The 18,070-nt window shown below is 73.7% G+C and carries 15 protein-coding genes; 8 read left to right on the forward strand and 7 right to left on the reverse strand.

Annotated features, from left to right (window positions below; genetic code table 11):
• The first annotated feature begins 207 nt into the window (after nucleotides 1-207).
• Nucleotides 208-909, forward strand: a complete 702-nt coding sequence (locus AB0E02_RS10365; protein WP_362137583.1) for a transglycosylase family protein — start codon at nucleotides 208-210, stop codon at nucleotides 907-909.
• 204 nt (nucleotides 910-1,113) lie between these two features.
• Here the strand turns inward: AB0E02_RS10365 and AB0E02_RS10370 are convergent, their stop codons facing one another.
• The gene (locus AB0E02_RS10370; RefSeq protein ID WP_030411793.1) at nucleotides 1,114-1,548 is read right to left on the reverse strand and encodes a CBS domain-containing protein; all 435 of its coding nucleotides are present in this window, start codon (nucleotides 1,546-1,548) and stop codon (nucleotides 1,114-1,116) included.
• A gap of 118 nt (nucleotides 1,549-1,666) precedes the next feature.
• Here AB0E02_RS10370 and AB0E02_RS10375 point away from each other — a divergent pair, with 118 nt between their 5' ends.
• The gene (locus AB0E02_RS10375) at nucleotides 1,667-3,724 is read left to right on the forward strand and encodes a M3 family metallopeptidase (protein ID WP_362137584.1); all 2,058 of its coding nucleotides are present in this window, start codon (nucleotides 1,667-1,669) and stop codon (nucleotides 3,722-3,724) included.
• Between the two features lie 39 nt (nucleotides 3,725-3,763).
• Here AB0E02_RS10375 and AB0E02_RS10380 read toward each other — a convergent pair whose 3' ends face one another.
• Complete coding sequence (locus tag AB0E02_RS10380) at nucleotides 3,764-4,381, reverse strand: maleylpyruvate isomerase family mycothiol-dependent enzyme (RefSeq protein ID WP_362137638.1); 618 nt, start codon at nucleotides 4,379-4,381, stop codon at nucleotides 3,764-3,766.
• 104 nt (nucleotides 4,382-4,485) lie between these two features.
• Here AB0E02_RS10380 and AB0E02_RS10385 point away from each other — a divergent pair, with 104 nt between their 5' ends.
• Nucleotides 4,486-5,451 (forward strand): LysR substrate-binding domain-containing protein, encoded by a 966-nt coding sequence (locus AB0E02_RS10385; protein WP_362137585.1) that lies wholly within the window; start codon nucleotides 4,486-4,488, stop codon nucleotides 5,449-5,451.
• Here AB0E02_RS10385 and AB0E02_RS10390 read toward each other — a convergent pair.
• The 5 genes from AB0E02_RS10390 to AB0E02_RS10410 all read right to left on the reverse strand — a co-directional run bounded on the left by AB0E02_RS10390 (nucleotide 5,430) and on the right by AB0E02_RS10410 (nucleotide 11,581).
• On the reverse strand, nucleotides 5,430-6,890 hold the full coding sequence (locus AB0E02_RS10390) for an SDR family NAD(P)-dependent oxidoreductase (protein ID WP_362137586.1): 1,461 nt from the start codon (nucleotides 6,888-6,890) through the stop codon (nucleotides 5,430-5,432). The two genes, AB0E02_RS10385 and AB0E02_RS10390, sit on opposite strands and share 22 nt — an antisense overlap.
• Nucleotides 6,891-7,027: 137 nt before the next feature.
• Entirely contained in the window at nucleotides 7,028-9,616 is a 2,589-nt protein-coding gene (locus tag AB0E02_RS10395) for an MFS transporter (protein WP_362137587.1), read from the reverse strand.
• Nucleotides 9,613-10,164 carry a MarR family winged helix-turn-helix transcriptional regulator gene (locus AB0E02_RS10400; protein ID WP_030801275.1) on the reverse strand — a complete coding sequence of 184 codons (552 nt, stop codon included), beginning with the start codon at nucleotides 10,162-10,164 and terminating at the stop codon, nucleotides 9,613-9,615. The genes AB0E02_RS10395 and AB0E02_RS10400 overlap by 4 nt, the downstream gene beginning before the upstream one ends.
• Before the next feature lie 162 nt (nucleotides 10,165-10,326).
• Nucleotides 10,327-10,662 (reverse strand): PASTA domain-containing protein, encoded by a 336-nt coding sequence (locus AB0E02_RS10405; RefSeq protein ID WP_362137588.1) that lies wholly within the window; start codon nucleotides 10,660-10,662, stop codon nucleotides 10,327-10,329.
• 13 nt (nucleotides 10,663-10,675) lie between these two features.
• Nucleotides 10,676-11,581 (reverse strand): DMT family transporter, encoded by a 906-nt coding sequence (locus AB0E02_RS10410; RefSeq protein WP_362137589.1) that lies wholly within the window; start codon nucleotides 11,579-11,581, stop codon nucleotides 10,676-10,678.
• A 361-nt stretch (nucleotides 11,582-11,942) separates the two neighbouring features.
• Here AB0E02_RS10410 and AB0E02_RS10415 point away from each other — a divergent pair, with 361 nt between their 5' ends.
• Genes AB0E02_RS10415 through AB0E02_RS10435 form a run of 5 tightly spaced genes read left to right on the forward strand, consistent with a single transcriptional unit; the run spans nucleotide 11,943 to nucleotide 18,017 of the window.
• Entirely contained in the window at nucleotides 11,943-12,170 is a 228-nt protein-coding gene (locus AB0E02_RS10415; protein ID WP_030411784.1) for a ferredoxin family protein, read from the forward strand.
• A gap of 13 nt (nucleotides 12,171-12,183) precedes the next feature.
• The gene (locus AB0E02_RS10420) at nucleotides 12,184-13,560 is read left to right on the forward strand and encodes an ABC transporter substrate-binding protein (RefSeq protein WP_362137590.1); all 1,377 of its coding nucleotides are present in this window, start codon (nucleotides 12,184-12,186) and stop codon (nucleotides 13,558-13,560) included.
• The gene (locus AB0E02_RS10425; RefSeq protein ID WP_362137591.1) at nucleotides 13,557-14,507 is read left to right on the forward strand and encodes an ABC transporter permease subunit; all 951 of its coding nucleotides are present in this window, start codon (nucleotides 13,557-13,559) and stop codon (nucleotides 14,505-14,507) included. Before AB0E02_RS10420 ends, AB0E02_RS10425 begins: the two co-directional genes overlap by 4 nt.
• Nucleotides 14,504-15,283 carry an ABC transporter ATP-binding protein gene (locus tag AB0E02_RS10430; protein WP_362137593.1) on the forward strand — a complete coding sequence of 260 codons (780 nt, stop codon included), beginning with the start codon at nucleotides 14,504-14,506 and terminating at the stop codon, nucleotides 15,281-15,283. The genes AB0E02_RS10425 and AB0E02_RS10430 overlap by 4 nt, the downstream gene beginning before the upstream one ends.
• Nucleotides 15,284-15,296: 13 nt before the next feature.
• Entirely contained in the window at nucleotides 15,297-18,017 is a 2,721-nt protein-coding gene (locus AB0E02_RS10435) for a fumarate reductase/succinate dehydrogenase flavoprotein subunit (protein WP_362137594.1), read from the forward strand.
• Nucleotides 18,018-18,070: the final 53 nt, after the last annotated feature.

Genomic DNA, 18,070 nt, shown 5'->3' on the forward strand with positions numbered 1-18,070 from the left:
GGCCGCGGCGGCGCTACCGCGCGCTCTCCCGGGCCGAACTCGGCGCGTGGTTGTCTCTTGCCCGTCGAATTCACGGCGCCGCACCGGGAATTCGCCGACGAGTGCACGAACACCCCGCACCACCGCACTCGGCCGCGAAATCCGATACGGCGTCAGGTGTCCCGAAGAGCCGCCAGGAAACTGCGCGGCGAGCGAGGGGAGCAACGCATGGAATTTCCTCAGGTATCGGAATCGACCGCCCGGGGTGAGTTCCGGGGCAATGGAGTCCGGGGCATCACGGCGGCGGCCGTCCTGCTGGCGGCCGGGGCGCTGAACGTGGCGACGGAGCAGCCCGCGGACGCGGTGAGCGGCGGCACCTGGAACCGGCTGGCCGGGTGCGAGAGCGGCGGGAACTGGCGGATCGACACCGGCAACGGATTCTCCGGAGGGCTGCAACTCGCCCACCGCACCTGGCGCTCGTTCGGCGGCCAGGCGTACGGCTCGCGCGCCGCGCACGCCAGCCGTGCACGGCAGATCCAGGTGGCGGAACGGGTGTTGGCGCGCCAGGGCTGGGGGGCCTGGCCCGCCTGCTCGGCCCGCCTGGGGCTCAACTCGGCGGCCCGGCACACCACTCCACGGTCCGGCACCGCGCACCTGGCACCCCGGCGGCACGTCCAGGCGCCGGCCCGCTCCCGGGTCCACCACCCGCAGTTCCACGAAAAGCGGTACAAGGCCATTCGGCACCGGAGTGCCCACGGCCCGATCGTCGTCAATTCCGGCGATACGGTGAGCAGTATCGCCGCCGCCCACGGATTCCGCTGGCAGGAATTCTACCGGGCCAATCGCAAGGTGATCGGTGCGAATCCGCACCTCATTTTCCCGGGGACCCGGCTCGCCGTACCGCGCTCGCACTCCGGCGCCACCGAGTGAATTCGGTAGCCACCGAAGGGCGTGGGGGAATTCCTGGAGGTCCGGCGCGCCGGACCGTCCGGGCAACCCTGCTCACCGGCTTACCGGTTGACGCACGGTGAGGGTCGCAGGCCGTCCGTGGCGCCGCGGACGGCCTGCCCGCATGCCCGGCCGGGGGCCGGGCCCGCGGGCGGACGGGTGCGGGCCGCGCCGAGGGCGTTCCCCTCAGGCGGTCGCGTACACGCGGGTGGCGAACTCGGCGATCTGGCGGTCGCTGAGGTTCTTGGCCAGGTTCTGTTCGGTGATCATGCCCACCAGACGGTGGCCACCGGCGACGTCGATCACCGGCAGACGCTTGATGTGGTGGTTCTCCATGGTCTGCAGGACCTCGTTGGCGTCCGCGTCGGCGTCGATCCAGTGCAGTTCCCCGCCCAGCGAACCGGCCTGCACGGTCGCCGGATCCACACCTTCGGCACAGCAGGTGATGACGATGTCGCGGTCGGTGATCATGCCCATGAGCTTGTTGTTGTCACCGCAGATGGGCAGGGCTCCGACTTCCAGGTCGCGCATCATCTTGGCCGCGTCCTGCAGCGATTCGTGCGCGCCGATACAGCGCACACCGCCGGTCATGATCTCTCGGGCTCGCAGCTTGCCGGCCATGATTCCTCCCGTCTCAGGAGCGTTGCTTGCCTCGCCCTTCGATGACACCACGAATGGCCCCCCGACGCTTCCCGGGAACGGCCCCGGCCGAGCCACCCCCGGCGTAGGCTCAAAACCCGTGACGCCGAACCCCTTCTTCGAGCCGAGTGATCTTCCCTACGAGCTGCCGCCCTTCGCGCGGATCCGCACCGATCACTATCTGCCCGCCTTCGAACGCGGCATGGCCGAGCAGCTGGACGAGGTCGCGGCGATCGCCGGCCGGACCGGGCCGCCGACCTTCGAGAACACCGTGGAGGCACTGGAACGCAGCGGTGCGCTGCTGGACCGGGTGCGGCGGGTGTTCTTCCTCAAGGCCGGGGCGGACACCGACGACGAGATCGAGGCGCTGGAGGCGGAGATCGCGCCCCGGCTGGCCGCCCACGACGACGCGCTGCTGCTCGACCCCGGCCTGTTCGCGCATCTGGACGCGCTGTACGCCCGGCGCGAGCAGCTCGGCCTGGACCCGGAACAACTGCGGCTGCTGGAACGCCACCACACCCTCCGGGTACGGGCCGGCGCGCGGCTCACGGCCGTACAGCAGCGCCGGTTGCGGGAGATCAACGGCGAGCTGGCGACGCTGTCCACGCGGTTCGAGCAGAACGTCCGGGCGGCCACCGCCGCCGCGGCGCTGATCGTGGACAGCGCCGGGGAGCTGTCCGGCCTCCCCGAGGCTCAGATCGCCGCCGCGGCGGAGAACGCCCGGGCGCTGGGCCACGCGGGCCGGTTCGCGCTGGTGCTGAAGAACTTCACCCAGCAGACCGAGCTGGCCGCGCTGGACGACCCCGCGCTGCGGGAACGGCTGCTCGCCGCCTCCCTGGGCCGCGGCACCGACAGCAACGGCCCGGTCGCCGTGGCACTGGCCCGGCTGCGCGCCGAACGTGCCGCGCTGCTCGGCCACGCCAGCCACGCCGCCTGGGAGGTCGCCGACCGGACGGCCGGCACCACGGACGCGGTGGAGGAGATGTTCGCCCGGCTGACCGGGCCCGCCCTCGCCAATGCGGAACGGGAGGCCGCGGCGCTGGCCGAGGCAGCCGGGGTGCCGAAGATCCGCGCGGCCGACTGGCAGTACTACGCGGAACGGGTCCGCAAGGAGCGGTTCCACCTCGACGCGGCCGACCTGCGGCCCTATCTGGAGCTGGAGACCGTACTGCACGACGGGGTGTTCCACGCCGCCGGGCTGGTCTACGGCATCACCTTCACCGAGCGGCCCGACCTGGTCGCCTACCACCCGGACGCCCGGGTCTTCGAGGTGCACGACGCGGACGGCGGCCCGCTCGGCCTGTTCCTCGGCGACTTCCATTCCCGCCCGTCCAAACGGGGCGGTGCCTGGATGAACTCGCTGATCCTCCAGTCCGCTCTGCTGGGTCAGCGGCCGGTGGTCGTGAACAACCTGAACATCGCCAAACCGCCGGCCGGCGAACCGGTGCTGATGACCTGGAGCGAAGTCACCACGCTCTTCCACGAGTTCGGGCATGCGCTGCACGCGCTGTTCTCGGACGTCCGGTATCCGCTGCTGTCCGGTACCCAGGTGCCGCGGGATTTCGTGGAATTCCCCTCCCAGGTCAACGAGATGTGGGCGGAACGGCCCGAGGTGCTCGCGCACTACGCCCGGCACCACCGCACCGGCGAGCCGATGCCCGCCGAGCTGCCGGCCCGGCTGCGCGCGGCGACGACCTTCGGCGCGGGCTTCCGGATGGTGGAGCACCAGGCCGCCGCGGTGCTGGACTGGGCCTGGCACTCGCTGTCCGCGGACGACGGCCTGCCGGACGCCGACCAGGCCGAGGCGTTCGAGGCGGCCGCCCTGGAGCGCGCGGGCCTGGCGTCGGCGGCGATCCCGCCGCGCTACCGCACCGGCTACTTCAACCACATCTTCGCCCACGGCTACGCGGCCGGCTACTACGGCTACCGCTGGGCCGAGGTGCTGGACGCGGACACCGTGCGGTGGTTCCGGGAGAACGGGCGGCCGGTCCGTGAGAGCGGGGAGATCTTCCGCCGCGAACTCCTCGCCCGGGGCGGCAGCGTCGACGCCATGGCAGCCTTCCGTGCGGTGGTCGGACGCGATGCGGACATCGCCCCGCTGCTGGCCCGGCACGGACTGGACGGCCCCGGGACGGACGGCCCCGGGCCGGCAGGCTGATTCCCGTGGTTCCCGGGGCCCGCGGCAGGGCCGGGCGGCTCAGGCGGCCAGGAACCGGTCCTGCTGCGCGCCGTGCAGCCGGCCCGGCGGGAGCTTGCGGCCGAAGGCGACCAGCAACAGGTCCTGGGCGCTGCCGGTCAGCGGGGTGCCGGTGCCGAAGGACCAGTCGAGGTCGTCGGCGTGCAGGGCGAGACCGCGGAGGTCGGCGCCGAAGAACTTGGCGGACCGCGGGGTGACGTGGTCCAGCAGGATGCGCAGCCGGTCCTCGGGGACCCGGCGGTCGATGCCCAGGGGGACGGTGATGTCGAGGCCGTGGACGACGTCGTGGCCCAGGGCCGAGGCGAGCCCGCCGACCGGCGGCTTCCAGGGGTGGTGCGCGTGATCCCGCAGGAAGCCGGCGAGCTGCCGCGGGGTGGCGGCCGCCGCGTCCTTGCGGGCGAGCCGGTCGGCCATCCTGTTGATGTTCCCGCCGGACTTGAGGAGCTCGGCCGCCACCTTGGGCAGCGGGTGACGGAAGCCCATCGACATGTGGGCCGCGACCTCGCGCACCCGCCAGCCCGCGCACAGCGTCGGCGCGTCCCACCGCGCCTCCGGCAGGCCGTCCAACATGTCCGCCAGCTCCCGGCGTTCGGCCGCTATCGCCGCTCTGATGTCCATACCGTCCATACCGTCAAGGATCTTGTTCCGTCGGCCATAAGTCCAAGAGCAACTGGTTCTGCCTGCCAGAAGCAGTGGTTATGGGGCTGGTTAGGATCGCCGGCATGGAACTCCACCAGCTCCGGTACTTCGTCGCGGTCGTGGAGGAGGGCGGCTTCACCCGGGCCGCCGCCCGGCTGCACCTGGCCCAGCCGGGGGTGAGCGCACAGATCCGGCAGCTCGAACGGGAGCTGGGACAGCCGCTGTTGGACCGTTCCGGCCGCCGGGTGACGGTGACGGAGGTGGGCGAGGCGGTCCTCGGGTACGCCCGGGCCGCGCTCGCCGCCGTCGACGGGATCCGGCACACCGTCGACGAGTTCACCGGGCTGCTGCGCGGCCGGGTCGCGCTCGGCCTGGTCTCGGGCGCGGCCCTCGACGCCTTCGAGGTGCCGGCCCTGCTGGCCGCCTTCCACGACGACCATCCTCAGGTGGAGATCTCCCTGACCGAGGACACCTCGGAGCGGATGCTGGCCGCGCTGCGCGGCGGGGAGCTCGACCTCGCGGTCATCGGGCTGGCGCAGGAGGAGGCGCCGCCGGGCGTCTCGCTGCGCCTGGTGGTCGACCAGCCGCTGGTCGCCGCGGTGGCCCCGGGCGATCCGCTGCTCACCCCGCCGGACCGGGCCGCTGTTCCGCTGGCCGAGCTCCAGGGGCGTCCGCTGATCAGCCTGCCGCGCGGGACCGGCCTGCGCGGGGTGCTGGAGCGGGCCTGTGCCCAGGCCGGTATCCGGCCGCGGATCGCGTTCGAGGCGGCGGCCCCGGCGGTGCTGGCGCAGCTCGCCGCGCGGGGGCTGGGGGTGGCGGTGATCCCGGCGCTGCCGCCGGACGTCGTGGCGGGCCACGGGCTGCGGACCCTCGCCCTCACCGATCCGAAGCCGCGCGGCCGGGTCGCCCTGGCCTGGCGGACGGCGGGCCCGGCCACGCCCGCGGCCCGGGCGCTGCGCGACCGGCTGCACACGGCCCTGCCGGTGCCGGCGGGCGGGGACGAGGGACCGGCCGGGCCGGCCCGGGATCACCAGGGGCTGGGCGCGTAGTCCTTGAGGAAGCAGCCGTGCAGGTCCTCGCCCTGTTCGCCGCGGACGATGGGGTCGTAGACCCGGGCCGCGCCGTCGACCAGGTCGAGCGGGGCGTGGAAGCCCTCCTCGGCCAGCCGCATCTTCTCGGGGTGCGGGCGTTCGTCGGTGATCCAGCCGGTGTCGACGGCGGTCATGAGGATGCCGTCGGTCTCCAGCATTTCCCGGGCGCTGGTGCGGGTGAGCATGTTCAGCGCGGCCTTGGCCATGTTGGTGTGCGGGTGGCCGGGGCCCTTGTAGCCGCGGCTGAACTGCCCTTCCATGGCGGACACGTTGACCACGTACTTGCGGCGCGCGGGGGATCCGGCGAGCGCCGGGCGCAGCCGGCTCACCAGCAGGAACGGTGCGGTCATATTGCACAGCTGGACCTCCAGCAGCTCGACCGGGTCGACCTCGTCGACCTTCTGGATCCAGCTGTTGGTGGCGTGCAGGTCCGGTACCAGCCCGCCGGCGTCGATCGCGGTGCCCGCGGCGATCCGCGCGGGGGTCGCGGAGCCGGTGGTCAGGGCGAGTGCGGTGACGTCCTCGGCGGTCAGGGCGCCGGTGGTACCCGGGGCGGCGGGCAGTGCCGCGGGAGCGCCGCTGCCGAAGTGGCCGAGGACCAAGGAGGCGGGCAGTTCGCCGGCGGGCAGCGGCGCGGACTCGGCGGCGAGGAGCTGGCCGTACGCCTCGGGTGAGCGGCGCACGGTCTGGGCGGCGTTGTTGATGAGGATGTCGAGCGGGCCTTCGGCGGCGACCGCGTCGGCGAGCGCGAGGACCTGCGCCGGGTCGCGCAGGTCGATGCCGACGATCTTCAGCCGGTGCAGCCAGTCGGCGCTGTCGGGCATGGCCGTGAAGCGGCGGATCGCGTCGTGGGGGAAGCGGGTGGTGATCGTGGTGTGCGCGCCGTCGCGCAGCAGCCGCAGCGCGATGTACATGCCGATCTTGGCGCGGCCGCCGGTGAGCAGGGCGCGCCGGCCGGTGAGGTCGGTGCGGGCGTCGCGGCGGGCGCGGTTCTCCTTGGCGCAGTCGCGGCACAGCTGGTGGTAGAAGGCGTCGACCTCGGTGTAGCGGCTCTTGCAGACGTAGCAGGAGCGCGGGCGCGTCAGGATCCCGGCGATCTCCGTGGTGACGGAGCTGGTGAGGGCCAGGCCCTCGGTCTCGTCGTCGATCCGGTCGGGTGCGCCGGTGGCGGTGGCCGCGGTGACCGCCCGGTCGTTGGCCGTCTTCGCCGCCCGGGACTCCTGCCGCCGGCGCTGCTTGACCTTGCGGTAAATGCCGGCGGTGGCGCGGCGTATGGTGACCGCGTCGGGGTGGTCGATCGGCAGCGCGTCCAGCTCTTCGAGCACGCTCAGGCAGATGGCCATGCGCTCCGCGTCGATGCCCGTGCCCTCGGCCCGGCCTGTTTCGGTCACCGTCATTAGCCGCTGCCGCTTCCTGGATCTGTGTTCGATTGCTGTACCGGCGGAACTGTACGTAGCCGGGGCCGGGTCCGCCAAACCGGTGCGGGGCCCGGCGCGCTCACGCACCGGGCCCCGCACACCGCCGAGGGTGCCGTTCAGTTCACCGCGTCATGGCTCAGCTCGATGTCGCAGTCGCTCTGGCCGGCGGCGCCGAGCCGGAGCGGGGTGGCGACCGGCGGGTACCCGCTGGCGATCAGCGTGTACTCGCCGCTGTCGAGGTCGGTGAAGACGTACTCGCCGTCCTGGCCGCTGGTGGCGGTGCCGACCACGTTGCCCGCCGGGTCGAGCAGGGTCACCCGGGCGTCGTCCACCGGGGCGCCCTCGGGGGTGCGGACGGTGCCGCGGACCTGGGCGCCGAGCGTCAGCCGGACCTCGTACCAGTTGCGGGTGCCGACGGTGACCTCCACCTGGAGGGCGGAGGGGCGGTGCTGCTCGGCGCTGACGGCCAGGGTGTAGCTGCCCGGGGTCAGTTCCCCGAAGGCGAAGCCGCCGTCCTGGCCGGCCACACCGGAGGCCACGACCTCGCCGCGCACGTCGGTCGCCACGACCAGCGCGCCGGGCACCGGCTCGTCGCCCTTCTCCTCGCGGACCTCGCCGGCGAGCCCGGCGGCGCCGCTGAGCACCAGGTCGTAGGTGAGCGGTCCGTCGCCGACGACGACGGTCACGGCCTGCGGCTGCCGGGCACCGGCGGAGGCGATCAGCACATAGGTGCCGGCGCCCGTGGTGGGCAGCGCGTAGCCGCCGTCGGCCGTGGTCCGCGTACGACCGAGCTGCCGGCCGCCGACGCTGATCAGGGTGACCGCGGCGCCCGTCACCGGCTGTCCGGAGCCGTCCCGGACCGCGCCGCTGATGGCCGGTCCGGTGGCGTCGGCCGCGGCGGTCGCAGGGGTGTGCGCCGGTACCGGTACGGCGTCACCGGCCGGGGCGGCGGCGTGTGCAGCGGCTTCGGCCGGTTCGGCCGGGGCCTCGGCGGCGTCCGCGGCGGGCGGGGCCTCGCCGTTGGCCTCGGCCTCCGCCTGGGCCCGCGCCTGCAGTCCGGAGATCTGCCGCAGCGGCACCTCCTTGATGAACCACATCAGCAGGAACGCCAGCGCCACGACGACCGCGCCCATGAGGAACACGGTGTGCATCGAGTCGGCGAAGCCGCGCTTGAACGGCTCGGCGAGCCGCGGGTCGAGCTGCTGGATGAACGACGAATCGCTGAGCACGCCCGAGGAGTTGCCGTTGCCCGGGTGCTTGAGCATGTCCAGCACCGGCTTGTTGGCCGGGTCGTGCAGGACGGCGGGGTCGTGCAGGGCGGCCTGGAAGCGCTTGGTGCCCGCCGCGTCCCGGAACGCCGAGGCGATCTTGTCGCCGACGGTGCTGAACAGCACCGACAGGAAGATCGCGGTACCGGCGGTGGCGCCCATCTGCCGGAAGAAGGTGGACGACGCGGTCGCCACGCCCATGTCCTTGGGCGGCACGGCGTTCTGCACCGCCAGCACCAGGGTCTGCATGCAGCCGCCCAGGCCGAGGCCGAAGACGAGCATGTACGCCGTGGTCTCCCACAGCGGGGTGTCCCACTGGACGCGGTAGTGGAAGAGCAGCATCGCCGCGATCATCAGCGCGGTGCCGACGATGGGGAAGACCTTGTAGCGGCCGGTCTTGGCGGTGATCTGGCCGGACGCGATGGAGGCGATGAACATGCCCGCCATCAGCGGCAGCATCTCCAGGCCGGACCTGGTGGGGCTGGCGCCCTTCACGATCTGGAGGTACTGCGGGATCATCAGCATCCCGCCGAACATGCCCATGCCGATCAGCACGGACATCAGGCTGGTCTTGCTGAAGGTGCCGTTGCGGAACAGCCGCATCGGGATCAGCGCGTCCTCGCCGATCCACCGCTCCACGAAGATCCAGGCGATGATGCCGACCACGCCGATGACGTAACAGGCGATCGACCGGGACGAGTCCCAGCCCCACTCCCGGCCCTGCTCGGCGACGAGCAGCAGCGGGACGACGCCGACGGAGATGGTGAGCGCGCCCCACCAGTCGATGCGGTGGTCGCGCCGGGTGTGCGGGATGTTGAGGACCTTGGCGACGACGAACAGCGCGATGATGCCGACCGGCACGTTGACCAGGAAGACCCAGCGCCAGCCGGTGACGCCCAGCAGCTGGTCCTGGCCGGCCAGCGCGCCGCCGATCAGCGGTCCGGCGACGCTGGAGGTGGCGAAGGTGCCGAGCATGTAGCCCTGGTAGCGGGCGCGTTCGCGGGGCGGGACGATGTCACCGATGATCGCCAGCGCCAGCGACATCAGACCGCCGGCGCCCAGCCCCTGCACCGCGCGGAACGCGGCGAGTTCGGTCATCGAGGTGGAGAAGGTGCACAGCACCGAGCCGATGACGAAGATGCTGATCGCGGTGAGGTAGTAGGGCTTGCGGCCGTGCAGGTCGGACAGCTTGCCGTACAGCGGGGTGGCGATCGTCGAGGTGATCAGGTAGGCGGTGGTCGCCCAGGCCTGCTGGCTGAGGCCGTGCAGGTCGTCGGCGATGGTCCGGATGGACGTGCTGACGATGGTCTGGTCGAGCGCGGCGAGGAACATGCCGAGCATCAGGCCGCTGAGGATGGTGAGGATCTGACGGTGGGTCAGCACTCCGGACCCGGGTATCGCCTTGGCTCCCGCCTCGGGCGGGGAGGTGGTGCTCATGTACGTATCTCTCCCTGCTCCACGGCGGCACCCTGGTCTCCCCCGGGACCCAGCCGTGTGTGTTGTCGTGTCGCCATGTCCTCGTTGAGCCGGCCCAGCAGCCGGATGAGGTCGGCCCGGTCCTGGGGCGACCACGGCGCGAGGAGCGCGGCCAGTTCGGCGTCGCGCTGACGCCGGTAGTTCTCGAACGCGGCCCGTCCGGCGTCGGTCGCGGCCAGCAGTGACCCGCGGCGGTCCTCCGGGTCGGGACGGCGGGCCACCAGGCCGCGCTCGACCAGCGAACGCACCTGGCGGCTGACCGTGGACAGGTCCAGGAACGCGTCGGCGGCCAGGTCGGTCGCCCGCATGTCCCCGCCGACCACCAGCCGGGCCAGCAGCACCCGGTCCGCGGCGCCGCCGTCGGTCTTGGCCCGCTGCTTCCAGGCCGCGAGCAGCCGGGAGAAACGGACGATCTCCGTTCCCAGCCCGGCCGCCGCCTCTTCCAGCGCCGACTCGACGGTGATCCGCGGGGCCGCCCGGTCACATCCCGGCACGAGACCCTTACTCATCGTGTTGATCCTTAGCGGTGAAGCATCGATCCGGCTCGATCCGGGCCAATAGATTGCTTGTATCCAGCAAGCTTAGCGCCCTGGAGGCGGTGCTGCGCACCGGGGGCGGAGACTTCCGGTGCGACCGTCCGGCGGCTCGCGGCGGCCGCACCGCGGTGGTCCTCACGCGGCCGGGGCCGCGCACTCCTCGGTGGCCTTGACCACGGTGAGCGTGATCTTCCGGTCGTCCATCGGCGTGCCCGGCGCCGGGTCCTGACCGCAGACCTTCCACGAGGCCGGCCAGAGCACCAGGCGGCCGGCTCCGCGGCCGTCCCGGAACCGGACGGTGGTGTTGTAGTTGAGCTCCCCGTAGGCGGTGACCAGGTTCTTGCCCGTCACGTCGGGCATCGGGCGGCCGTCGGCGCGGGCCGGTGCGGCCGGGCCGAGCAGGGAGACGGCGAGGGCCGTGGCGGCGGTGGCCGTGGCGAGGGCGGTTCTGGCGGGGCCGGTGTGGTTCATCTCCGGTGAACGATCAGCGGGCGGGCCGGTCACTGACCGCCGAAGGGGTCTCCTGGCCGGTGACCACGTCTCTGGTCAGTGCGACGCGGGAGAGGTACAGGGCGCCCCACAGGACCAGCGCGATGCCGGCGCATTCGGGGATCAGCCACCAGCCGGTGCGGACCCGTTCGTCGAAGAGGGTGACGCCCAGCGACAGGCTCACCAGCGCGTCGCCGAGGGTGAGCACCGGCTGGGAGGCGGTCAGCGGGCCGGACTGCATGGCGTTCTCGAAGAGGAAGAGGGCCAGCACGCCGACGACCGCGAACCCGTAGGTCTGCCAGGAGGCGAAGAAGCTGGCCGGGCCGCCGGTCTGCCAGGCGTGCGTGGCGTCCTTCATCAGGGCCGCGGTCAGGGCGTAGGAGACGGCCGCGGCGGCGGCGAAGCAGGCCGCCCGTACGCCGCCGGCCCCGCGGCGCAGCGCGGCGCCGACCGCCGTCCCGACCACCGCGGCACACACCGCCAGGGCGAGTACCCAGCGGCTGAGCGGGGCGTGGTCGGTGCCGATGGTGGGGGCGGCGGCGGCCAGCGCGGAGCCGAGGCCGACGACGATCAGCGCCACGCCGGTCCAGCCGCCGCGGGAGATCCGCCCGCCGAGCAGCAGCCGGCCGATGAGCAGGGCCAGCGGGAGTTCGAGGACGAAGATCGGCTGGACCACGGACAGCGCGCCCTGGGAGAGCGCCAGCGCCTGGAAGCAGGCCGCGGCGATGACGGCGAGCATGCCGCCGAGCCAGGCGGCCCGGTGCAGCAGGTCGACGAGCAGGCCCACGCGCAGGCCGCGGGCGAGCGGGACGGTGCGGGCCGCACGCCGCTGCAGCACCGTGGCCAGCGCGTTGCTGGCCGCGGCGAGCAGGGCGAAGAGCACGGCCGGCCATGTGGCCATGCGGCAACCTCCCGGGCACGGCGGCGGAGCCTTGGAGCTTCGACGCTAACCGGAGGCGGCGCGGCCGGCCTGCCGACACGGGGGCCGGGTGGTCCGGCCGGCGGCACCGCACCCGGCCGGCCCGCCCGGTGGCAGATCTTCCCCCGGACCGCACACAAGCCCAGGTCACAGCGGGTGCCTCGGGTTCCGTGGGTGGCGCAATACTGCGGCAACACCACTGGCCGGAAGGCATCGCTATGGTCCCGGCATACCCGCCGAGCGCCCCGGCCGCTCGCCGGGCCGCTCCCCCACGCGGTCCGCGCCCCGCTCCCGCCTCCCGCTCCCCCAGCCTCCCCCGCCTCCCCGCTTCCTGGAGACCGCCATGCCTCTGACGTCGCAACGGGCCGACGTGCCCGTGACCATCGACGAGTCCAAGTGCATCGACGGCTGCACGCTCTGCGTCGACATGTGCCCGCTGGACTCACTGGCCATCGATCCGGCCAGCAACAAGGCGTACATGCACGTCGACGAGTGCTGGTACTGCGGCCCGTGCGCCGCTCGCTGTCCCACCGGCGCGGTCACGGTCAACATGCCCTATTTGTTGCGATGAGAGGCACGTCCCCATGCGGCACACCACCCTGAAGCGCACCCGGCCCGCGATCCCCCTCGCGGCTGCGGCCCTGCTCCTCCCCCTCGCCCTCGCCGGCTGCGGCGGTGCCGCGGAGGCGGGCGACGGCAAGCACGTCACCGTCACCGTCGGCTACCAGTCCAAGACCATCAACACCGTCACCGCCGGCACCCTGCTGCGCTCGCTCGGCTACTTCGAGCGGGAGCTGCGGGCGCAGGGCAAGCGCGACGGCCGGACGTACAAGGTCGCCTGGCAGGACTACGCGACCGGTGCGCCGATCACCGCGCAGATGGTCGCCGGGAAGGTCGACATCGGCTCGATGGGCGACTTCCCGCTGCTCATCAACGCCGCCCGCGGCAAGCAGCTGCACGCCCCGACCCGGCTGGTGTCGGTCACCGGCTACAACCTGCGCGGAGCGCTCAACACCATTGTGACCAAGCCCGGTTCGGCGCTGCGTTCGCTGTCGGACCTGCGCGGCAAGAAGGTCTCCAGCAGCGTCGGCTCGGCCTCCGACGGGACGCTGGTACGGGCCCTGCAGCGGGCCGGCATCGACCCGGAGCAGGGCGTCCACAAGCTCAACCAGCAGCCGGCGGTGGGCGCCTCGGCGCTGCAGTCGGGCAGCGCCGACGCGCTCTCGCAGTTCGTCGCCTGGCCGGGGCTGCTCGCCTTCCAGGGCAAGGCGCAGGCGTTCTACGACGGCGGCGCGCTCGGTCTGCCCACCTTCCACGGCGTGACCGTGCGGGACGCCTTCGCCGGTCAACGCCCCGGGGTCGTCAAGGCGTTCCTCGCCGCGCAACGGGAGGCGACCCGGTACGTGCAGCGCCACCCGGTCGACGCCGCCGAGCGGGTCGCCAGGGCCACCGGGCTGCCGGCCGAGGTGGTCTACCTCTACAACGGCGCCGGAGGCATCGCGACCTTCGACCCCACCCTCAAGCCGCAGCTGATCGCCGCGCTGAAGAAGGACGTCCCGGTGCTGCGGGCGGCCCGGCTGACCGGGCCGGTCGATGTCGACTCCTTCGTCAACGACCGTTTCGTCAAGGCGGGTTACGGCAGCGGTTACGCCACGGCCGTGCGCTCCACCGCGCATCCGTCCGCCGACGAGGTGTGGCTGCGCGGCGAGGACCGCACCCACTCCTTCGCCGACCCGGCGGCCCTGCTGCGGTTCGTCGCCGCGCACCGCGCCTCGGTGCGGGCCGCGTACGTGGCCGATGCGACGACCGGCAGCCGCTGGTTCGCCGAGAAGGCGGTCTGGGTCCACGACGGCGGGCGGCTGCTGCCGTTCGTCACCCGGGCCACCGCGGACGCCTGGACCCACAAGCACCCCGGTGCCCGCACCATCGGCTACCCCGCCGCTCTGGAGCAGGCCCGGTGAGCGCGCCGTGGACCCGGCGCGCCCGACGTGCCGCGGCGGTCCTGGCGGCGCTGGCCGGCTGGCAGTTGCTCGCCCAGTTCCGGGTGAACCTGTGGCTGCGGTTCGGGCAGTTCCCGACGGTCACCGAGACGGCGGGCGAGTTCGTCCGCCGGCTCGGCACCGCGACGTACTGGCAGGACGTCACCGACAGCCTGACCCGGATCATCAGCGGCTTCGCGCTCGCGGCCGTGCTGGGCGTGGCCGTCGGCACCGCCGTCGCCCGTTCCCCGCTCGCCTCCGACCTGCTGGGCCCGCTGCTCGAAGTGCTCCGCCCGATACCGGCGATCGCGCTGGTGCCGGTGGCGATCCTGCTGTTCCCGAGCAATGAGCAGGGCATCGTCTTCATCACCTTCGCGGCGGCGTTCTTCCCGGTCACGGTCTCCACCCGGCACGCGGTGCGGGCGGTGACCCCGGTGTGGGAGGAGGCGGTGCTGACCATGGGCGGCGGCCGCTGGCGGGTGCTGCGGTCGGTGGTGCTGCCGGGGGCGCTGCCGGGGATCCTGGGCGGACTGTCGGTCGGCATCGGGGTCTCGTGGATCTGTGTGATCTCCGCGGAGATGATCTCCGGGGAGTACGGCGTGGGCTACCGCACCTGGCAGGACTACACCATCGTCGACTACCCCGGCGTATTCGTCGGGATGGCAACCATCGGACTACTGGGACGGCTGACCGCCACGGCGGTGGAGCTGACGGGACGGCGCCTGGTGCGCTGGCTACCCCACCGGGAGGGAGGCCGGGCGCCCCGGCGCTGGCTGCCACCCGGTGCGGAGGGGAGCCAGGCGCCGACGCGCCGGCTTCCCCGAACGGAGGCCAGCCAGGCCCCCGGGCGCCCGCTGCCGGCCGAGACGCCTCCCGAGGGACGGGCTCCGGCGCACACCGGCCCGGCGACGATCAGGGAGCAGGTATGACCCGCACCGAACGCACCGCCCCGGCGCCCGCCGAAGCCCCCGCGCAGGGCCTGCGGCTGACCCTGGCCGATGCCGTGCTGGGCCGGCCCGGCGCGCCCGTTCTGCACGGCCTGGACCTCGATGTCGCCCCGGGCGAGATCCTCACCGTCGTCGGCCCGTCCGGCTGCGGCAAGTCCACGCTGCTGCGCACCCTCGCCGGTCTGCTGCCCCCGCTCGGCGGCCGGCTGAGCCAGGACGGCGAGCCGCTCACCGGGCCCGGCGCCGACCGCGCCCTGGTGTTCCAGGAGGACGCGCTGCTGCCCTGGCGCACCCTGCGGGGCAACGTCGAACTCCCGCTTGCGGTACGTGGGTTGGCGCGTGCCGAGCGCCGGGCGCGGGCCTCCGGATGGCTGACCCGGGTCGGGCTCGGCGAGCAGGCCGCCCGGCTGCCGCACCAGGTCTCCGGCGGTCAGCGGCAGCGCGCCCAGCTCGCCCGCGCGCTGGCCGGCCGGCCCCGTGCGGTCCTGATGGACGAGCCGTTCGGCGCGCTGGACGTCCGGACCCGGGCCGGGATGCAGGAACTCCTCGTCGAGGTGCTGCGGGGCACCGGCGCCACCGTCGTCTTCGTCACGCACGACGTCGACGAGGCGCTCTTCCTCGGCGACCGGGTGGCCCTGCTCGGCACCGGCCGGACCCGTCGTGTCATCCGCGTACCCCGCCCCCGCGACCGCGCGGCGCACACCGATCCGGCCACGGCCGAGCTGCGCCGTACCGCCCTCGCCTCCCTCTGCAGCTGAAAGGCAGATCCACATGGACATCCCCGCCCTCGCCGACGCCGAGGAACTGGTCTGTGACGTCCTGGTCATCGGCGGCGGCACCGCCGGCACGATGGCCGCGCTCACCGCCGCCGGGCGCGGCGCGTCCGTCCTGCTGCTGGAGAAGGCGCACGTCCGGCACTCCGGTGCGCTGGCCATGGGCATGGACGGCGTCAACAACGCGGTCATCCCCGGCCGGGCCGAGCCCGACGACTACGTCGCCGAGATCACCCGCGCCAACGACGGCGTCGTCGACCAGTCCACCGTCCGGCAGACCGCCACCCGGGGCTTCGCGATGGTGCAGCGGCTGGAGCGGTACGGCGTGAAGTTCGAGAAGGACGAGCACGGGGAGTACGCGGTCCGCCAGGTGCACCGGTCCGGCTCGTACGTGCTGCCGATGCCCGAGGGCAAGGACGTCAAGAAGGTCCTGTACCGGCAGCTGCGGCGGCGCGAGATGCGCGAGAAGATCCGGATCGAGAACCGGGTGATGCCGGTGCGGGTGCTGACCGGCGACGACGGCCGGGCGATCGGGGCCGCGGGCTTCCACACCCGTACGGGCCGGTTCACCACGGTCCGGGCGGGCGCGGTGATCCTGGCCACCGGCGCCTGCGGCCGGCTGGGGCTGCCCGCCTCGGGCTACCTCTACGGCACGTACGAGAACCCCACCAACGCCGGTGACGGGCATGCGATGGCGTACCACGCGGGCGCCGAGCTGACCGGTATCGAGTGCTTCCAGATCAACCCGCTGATCAAGGACTACAACGGCCCGGCCTGCGCCTACGTCGCGAACCCCTTCGGCGGGTACCAGGTCAACCGGCACGGCGAGCGGTTCGTGACGTCGGACTACTGGTCGGGGCAGATGATGGCCGAGTTCGCGGCGGAGGTGGCCTCCGACCGCGGCCCGGTGTACCTGAAGCTCAGTCATCTGCCCGAGGAGTCGGTGGCCGCCCTGGAGACGATCCTGCACACCACGGAGCGCCCCACCCGCGGCACCTTCCACGCCGGGCGGGGGCACGACTACCGCACCCACGACGTGGAGATGCACATCTCCGAGATCGGGCTGTGCGGCGGCCATTCGGCGTCCGGGGTGCGGGTCGACGACCACGGCCGCACCACCGTGCCGCGGCTGTACGCGGCGGGCGACCTGGCCTGCGTCCCGCACAACTACATGATCGGCGCGTTCGTCTTCGGCGATCTGGCGGGCGAGGACGCGGCCCGATTCCGCGCCCACGAAGGCGAGTTGCCCGCTGACCAGCTGCGTGCCGCGCACGAGCTGATCTACCGTCCGCTGCGCCACCCCGACGGCCCCCCGCAGACACAGGTCGAGTACAAACTCCGCCGCTTCGTCAACGACTACGTCGCCCCGCCCAAGAGCGGCGCCCGGCTGTCGCTGGCCGTCGAGCACTTCGAGCGGATGCGCGGCGAGATCGACCGGATGGGCGCCCGTACGCCGCACGAGCTGATGCGCTGCGCCGAGGTGCACTTCATCCGCGACTGCGCCGAGATGGCCGCCCGGTCGTCGCTGGCCCGCACCGAGTCGCGCTGGGGCCTGTACCACGAGCGCACCGACCATCCGCACACCGACGACGCCCGCTGGCTGCACCATCTCGATCTGCGCAGGTCGGCGGCGGGCCGGATGGAGTTCACCGCCCGCCCGGTGGCGCCCTACGTGGTCCCGGTGCCGGAGTACGCGCCGACCGGCGGCCCGTCCCGGTTCCTCGGGGAGGTCGAACCGGAGCAGGTCGCCACCGCGGGCCCACGGGACACCCCGCCGGTGGGGTCCCGGACGGCCGGTGGATCGCCGGGCGGCGGGCCGGCCCACCCGGTGGCCGCGGGCGGCCCCTCGCCGCGGCTGCTCGGGCTGCTCGCGCTCGCCGAGGAGCAGCCCGGCCTGACGGCACTGCGGCCCTACCTGGCCGATCCGGACCCGGCCGTCCGGCGGGCCGCGGTCGACGCGCTCACCGAGGGCGTGCCGGCCGGCACCGGCCCGGCGCTCGCCGCCGCGCTCGCCGATCCCGACCCGGCCGTACGGGCGGCCGCCGGTGCCTCGCTGCGGGAACTGGTCGAGGTGCTGGAACCGGAGCCGGAGCTGGGCGCGCCGCTGGCCGCCGCGGTGCACGCCGGACTCGACGCGGCGGTCCGGGGGGCCGCGGTGGAGGTGCTGCGGGCGCTGCGCCTGGGCGACCGGGCGCTGTTCGCCGGTGCGCTGGACGACCCCGCCGTGGACGTCCGGATCCAGGCCGTACGCGCCCTGGTGTCCCTGGACGCCGTCGCCGACCTGCGGCGGGCCGCCGGGGACGGGTCGCGTGAGGTACGGGTGGCGGCCGCGCACGGGCTGGGCACGGCCGGCGGCCCGGACGACCTGGCGGCGCTGCTGACCGACCCGGACCCGCTGGTACGGGCCGCGGCGCTGGCGGCGCTGGCCACCACGGGCTGCCCGGCGCCGTACGACGCCGCCGCGGTCGCCGCGCTCGGGGACCCGGCATGGCAGGTCCGGGCCGGCGCCGCCCGGGCACTGGCCGCCGCCGGGCCGGGCGTCGCGGTGCCCGCGCTGGGCTCCGCCCTGGCCGATCCGGAGGCGGACGTGCGCCGGGCCGCGGTGCTGGCGCTGCGCGCCCACGCGGGGCGGGCGGACGCGCGGAGCGCGCTGGCCGCGGCCGCCGACGACCCGGACGCCGATGTCCGGGCCTACGCCCGGCTGGCGGCGAAGGGGTGACACACGTTCGGGCCGTCCGGGTGGCCGGGGGCCCGGCCGGGTTGAAGGCTCGG

The sequence above is a fragment of the Streptomyces sp. NPDC048196 genome, from assembly GCF_040652715.1.
GTDB lineage: Bacteria > Actinomycetota > Actinomycetes > Streptomycetales > Streptomycetaceae > Streptomyces > Streptomyces siderophoricus.

Coding starts and splice junctions, on each gene's coding strand:
- AB0E02_RS10435 (WP_362137594.1), top strand. CDS start 15,297: ATGGACATCCCCGCCCTCGCCGACGCCGAGGAACTGGTCTGTGACGTC.
- AB0E02_RS10365 (WP_362137583.1), top strand. CDS start 208: ATGGAATTTCCTCAGGTATCGGAATCGACCGCCCGGGGTGAGTTCCGG.
- AB0E02_RS10410 (WP_362137589.1), bottom strand. CDS start 11,581: ATGGCCACATGGCCGGCCGTGCTCTTCGCCCTGCTCGCCGCGGCCAGC.
- AB0E02_RS10390 (WP_362137586.1), bottom strand. CDS start 6,890: ATGACGGTGACCGAAACAGGCCGGGCCGAGGGCACGGGCATCGACGCG.
- AB0E02_RS10430 (WP_362137593.1), top strand. CDS start 14,504: ATGACCCGCACCGAACGCACCGCCCCGGCGCCCGCCGAAGCCCCCGCG.
- AB0E02_RS10415 (WP_030411784.1), top strand. CDS start 11,943: ATGCCTCTGACGTCGCAACGGGCCGACGTGCCCGTGACCATCGACGAG.
- AB0E02_RS10380 (WP_362137638.1), bottom strand. CDS start 4,381: ATGGACATCAGAGCGGCGATAGCGGCCGAACGCCGGGAGCTGGCGGAC.
- AB0E02_RS10385 (WP_362137585.1), top strand. CDS start 4,486: ATGGAACTCCACCAGCTCCGGTACTTCGTCGCGGTCGTGGAGGAGGGC.
- AB0E02_RS10420 (WP_362137590.1), top strand. CDS start 12,184: ATGCGGCACACCACCCTGAAGCGCACCCGGCCCGCGATCCCCCTCGCG.
- AB0E02_RS10405 (WP_362137588.1), bottom strand. CDS start 10,662: ATGAACCACACCGGCCCCGCCAGAACCGCCCTCGCCACGGCCACCGCC.
- AB0E02_RS10400 (WP_030801275.1), bottom strand. CDS start 10,164: ATGAGTAAGGGTCTCGTGCCGGGATGTGACCGGGCGGCCCCGCGGATC.
- AB0E02_RS10370 (WP_030411793.1), bottom strand. CDS start 1,548: ATGGCCGGCAAGCTGCGAGCCCGAGAGATCATGACCGGCGGTGTGCGC.
- AB0E02_RS10395 (WP_362137587.1), bottom strand. CDS start 9,616: ATGAGCACCACCTCCCCGCCCGAGGCGGGAGCCAAGGCGATACCCGGG.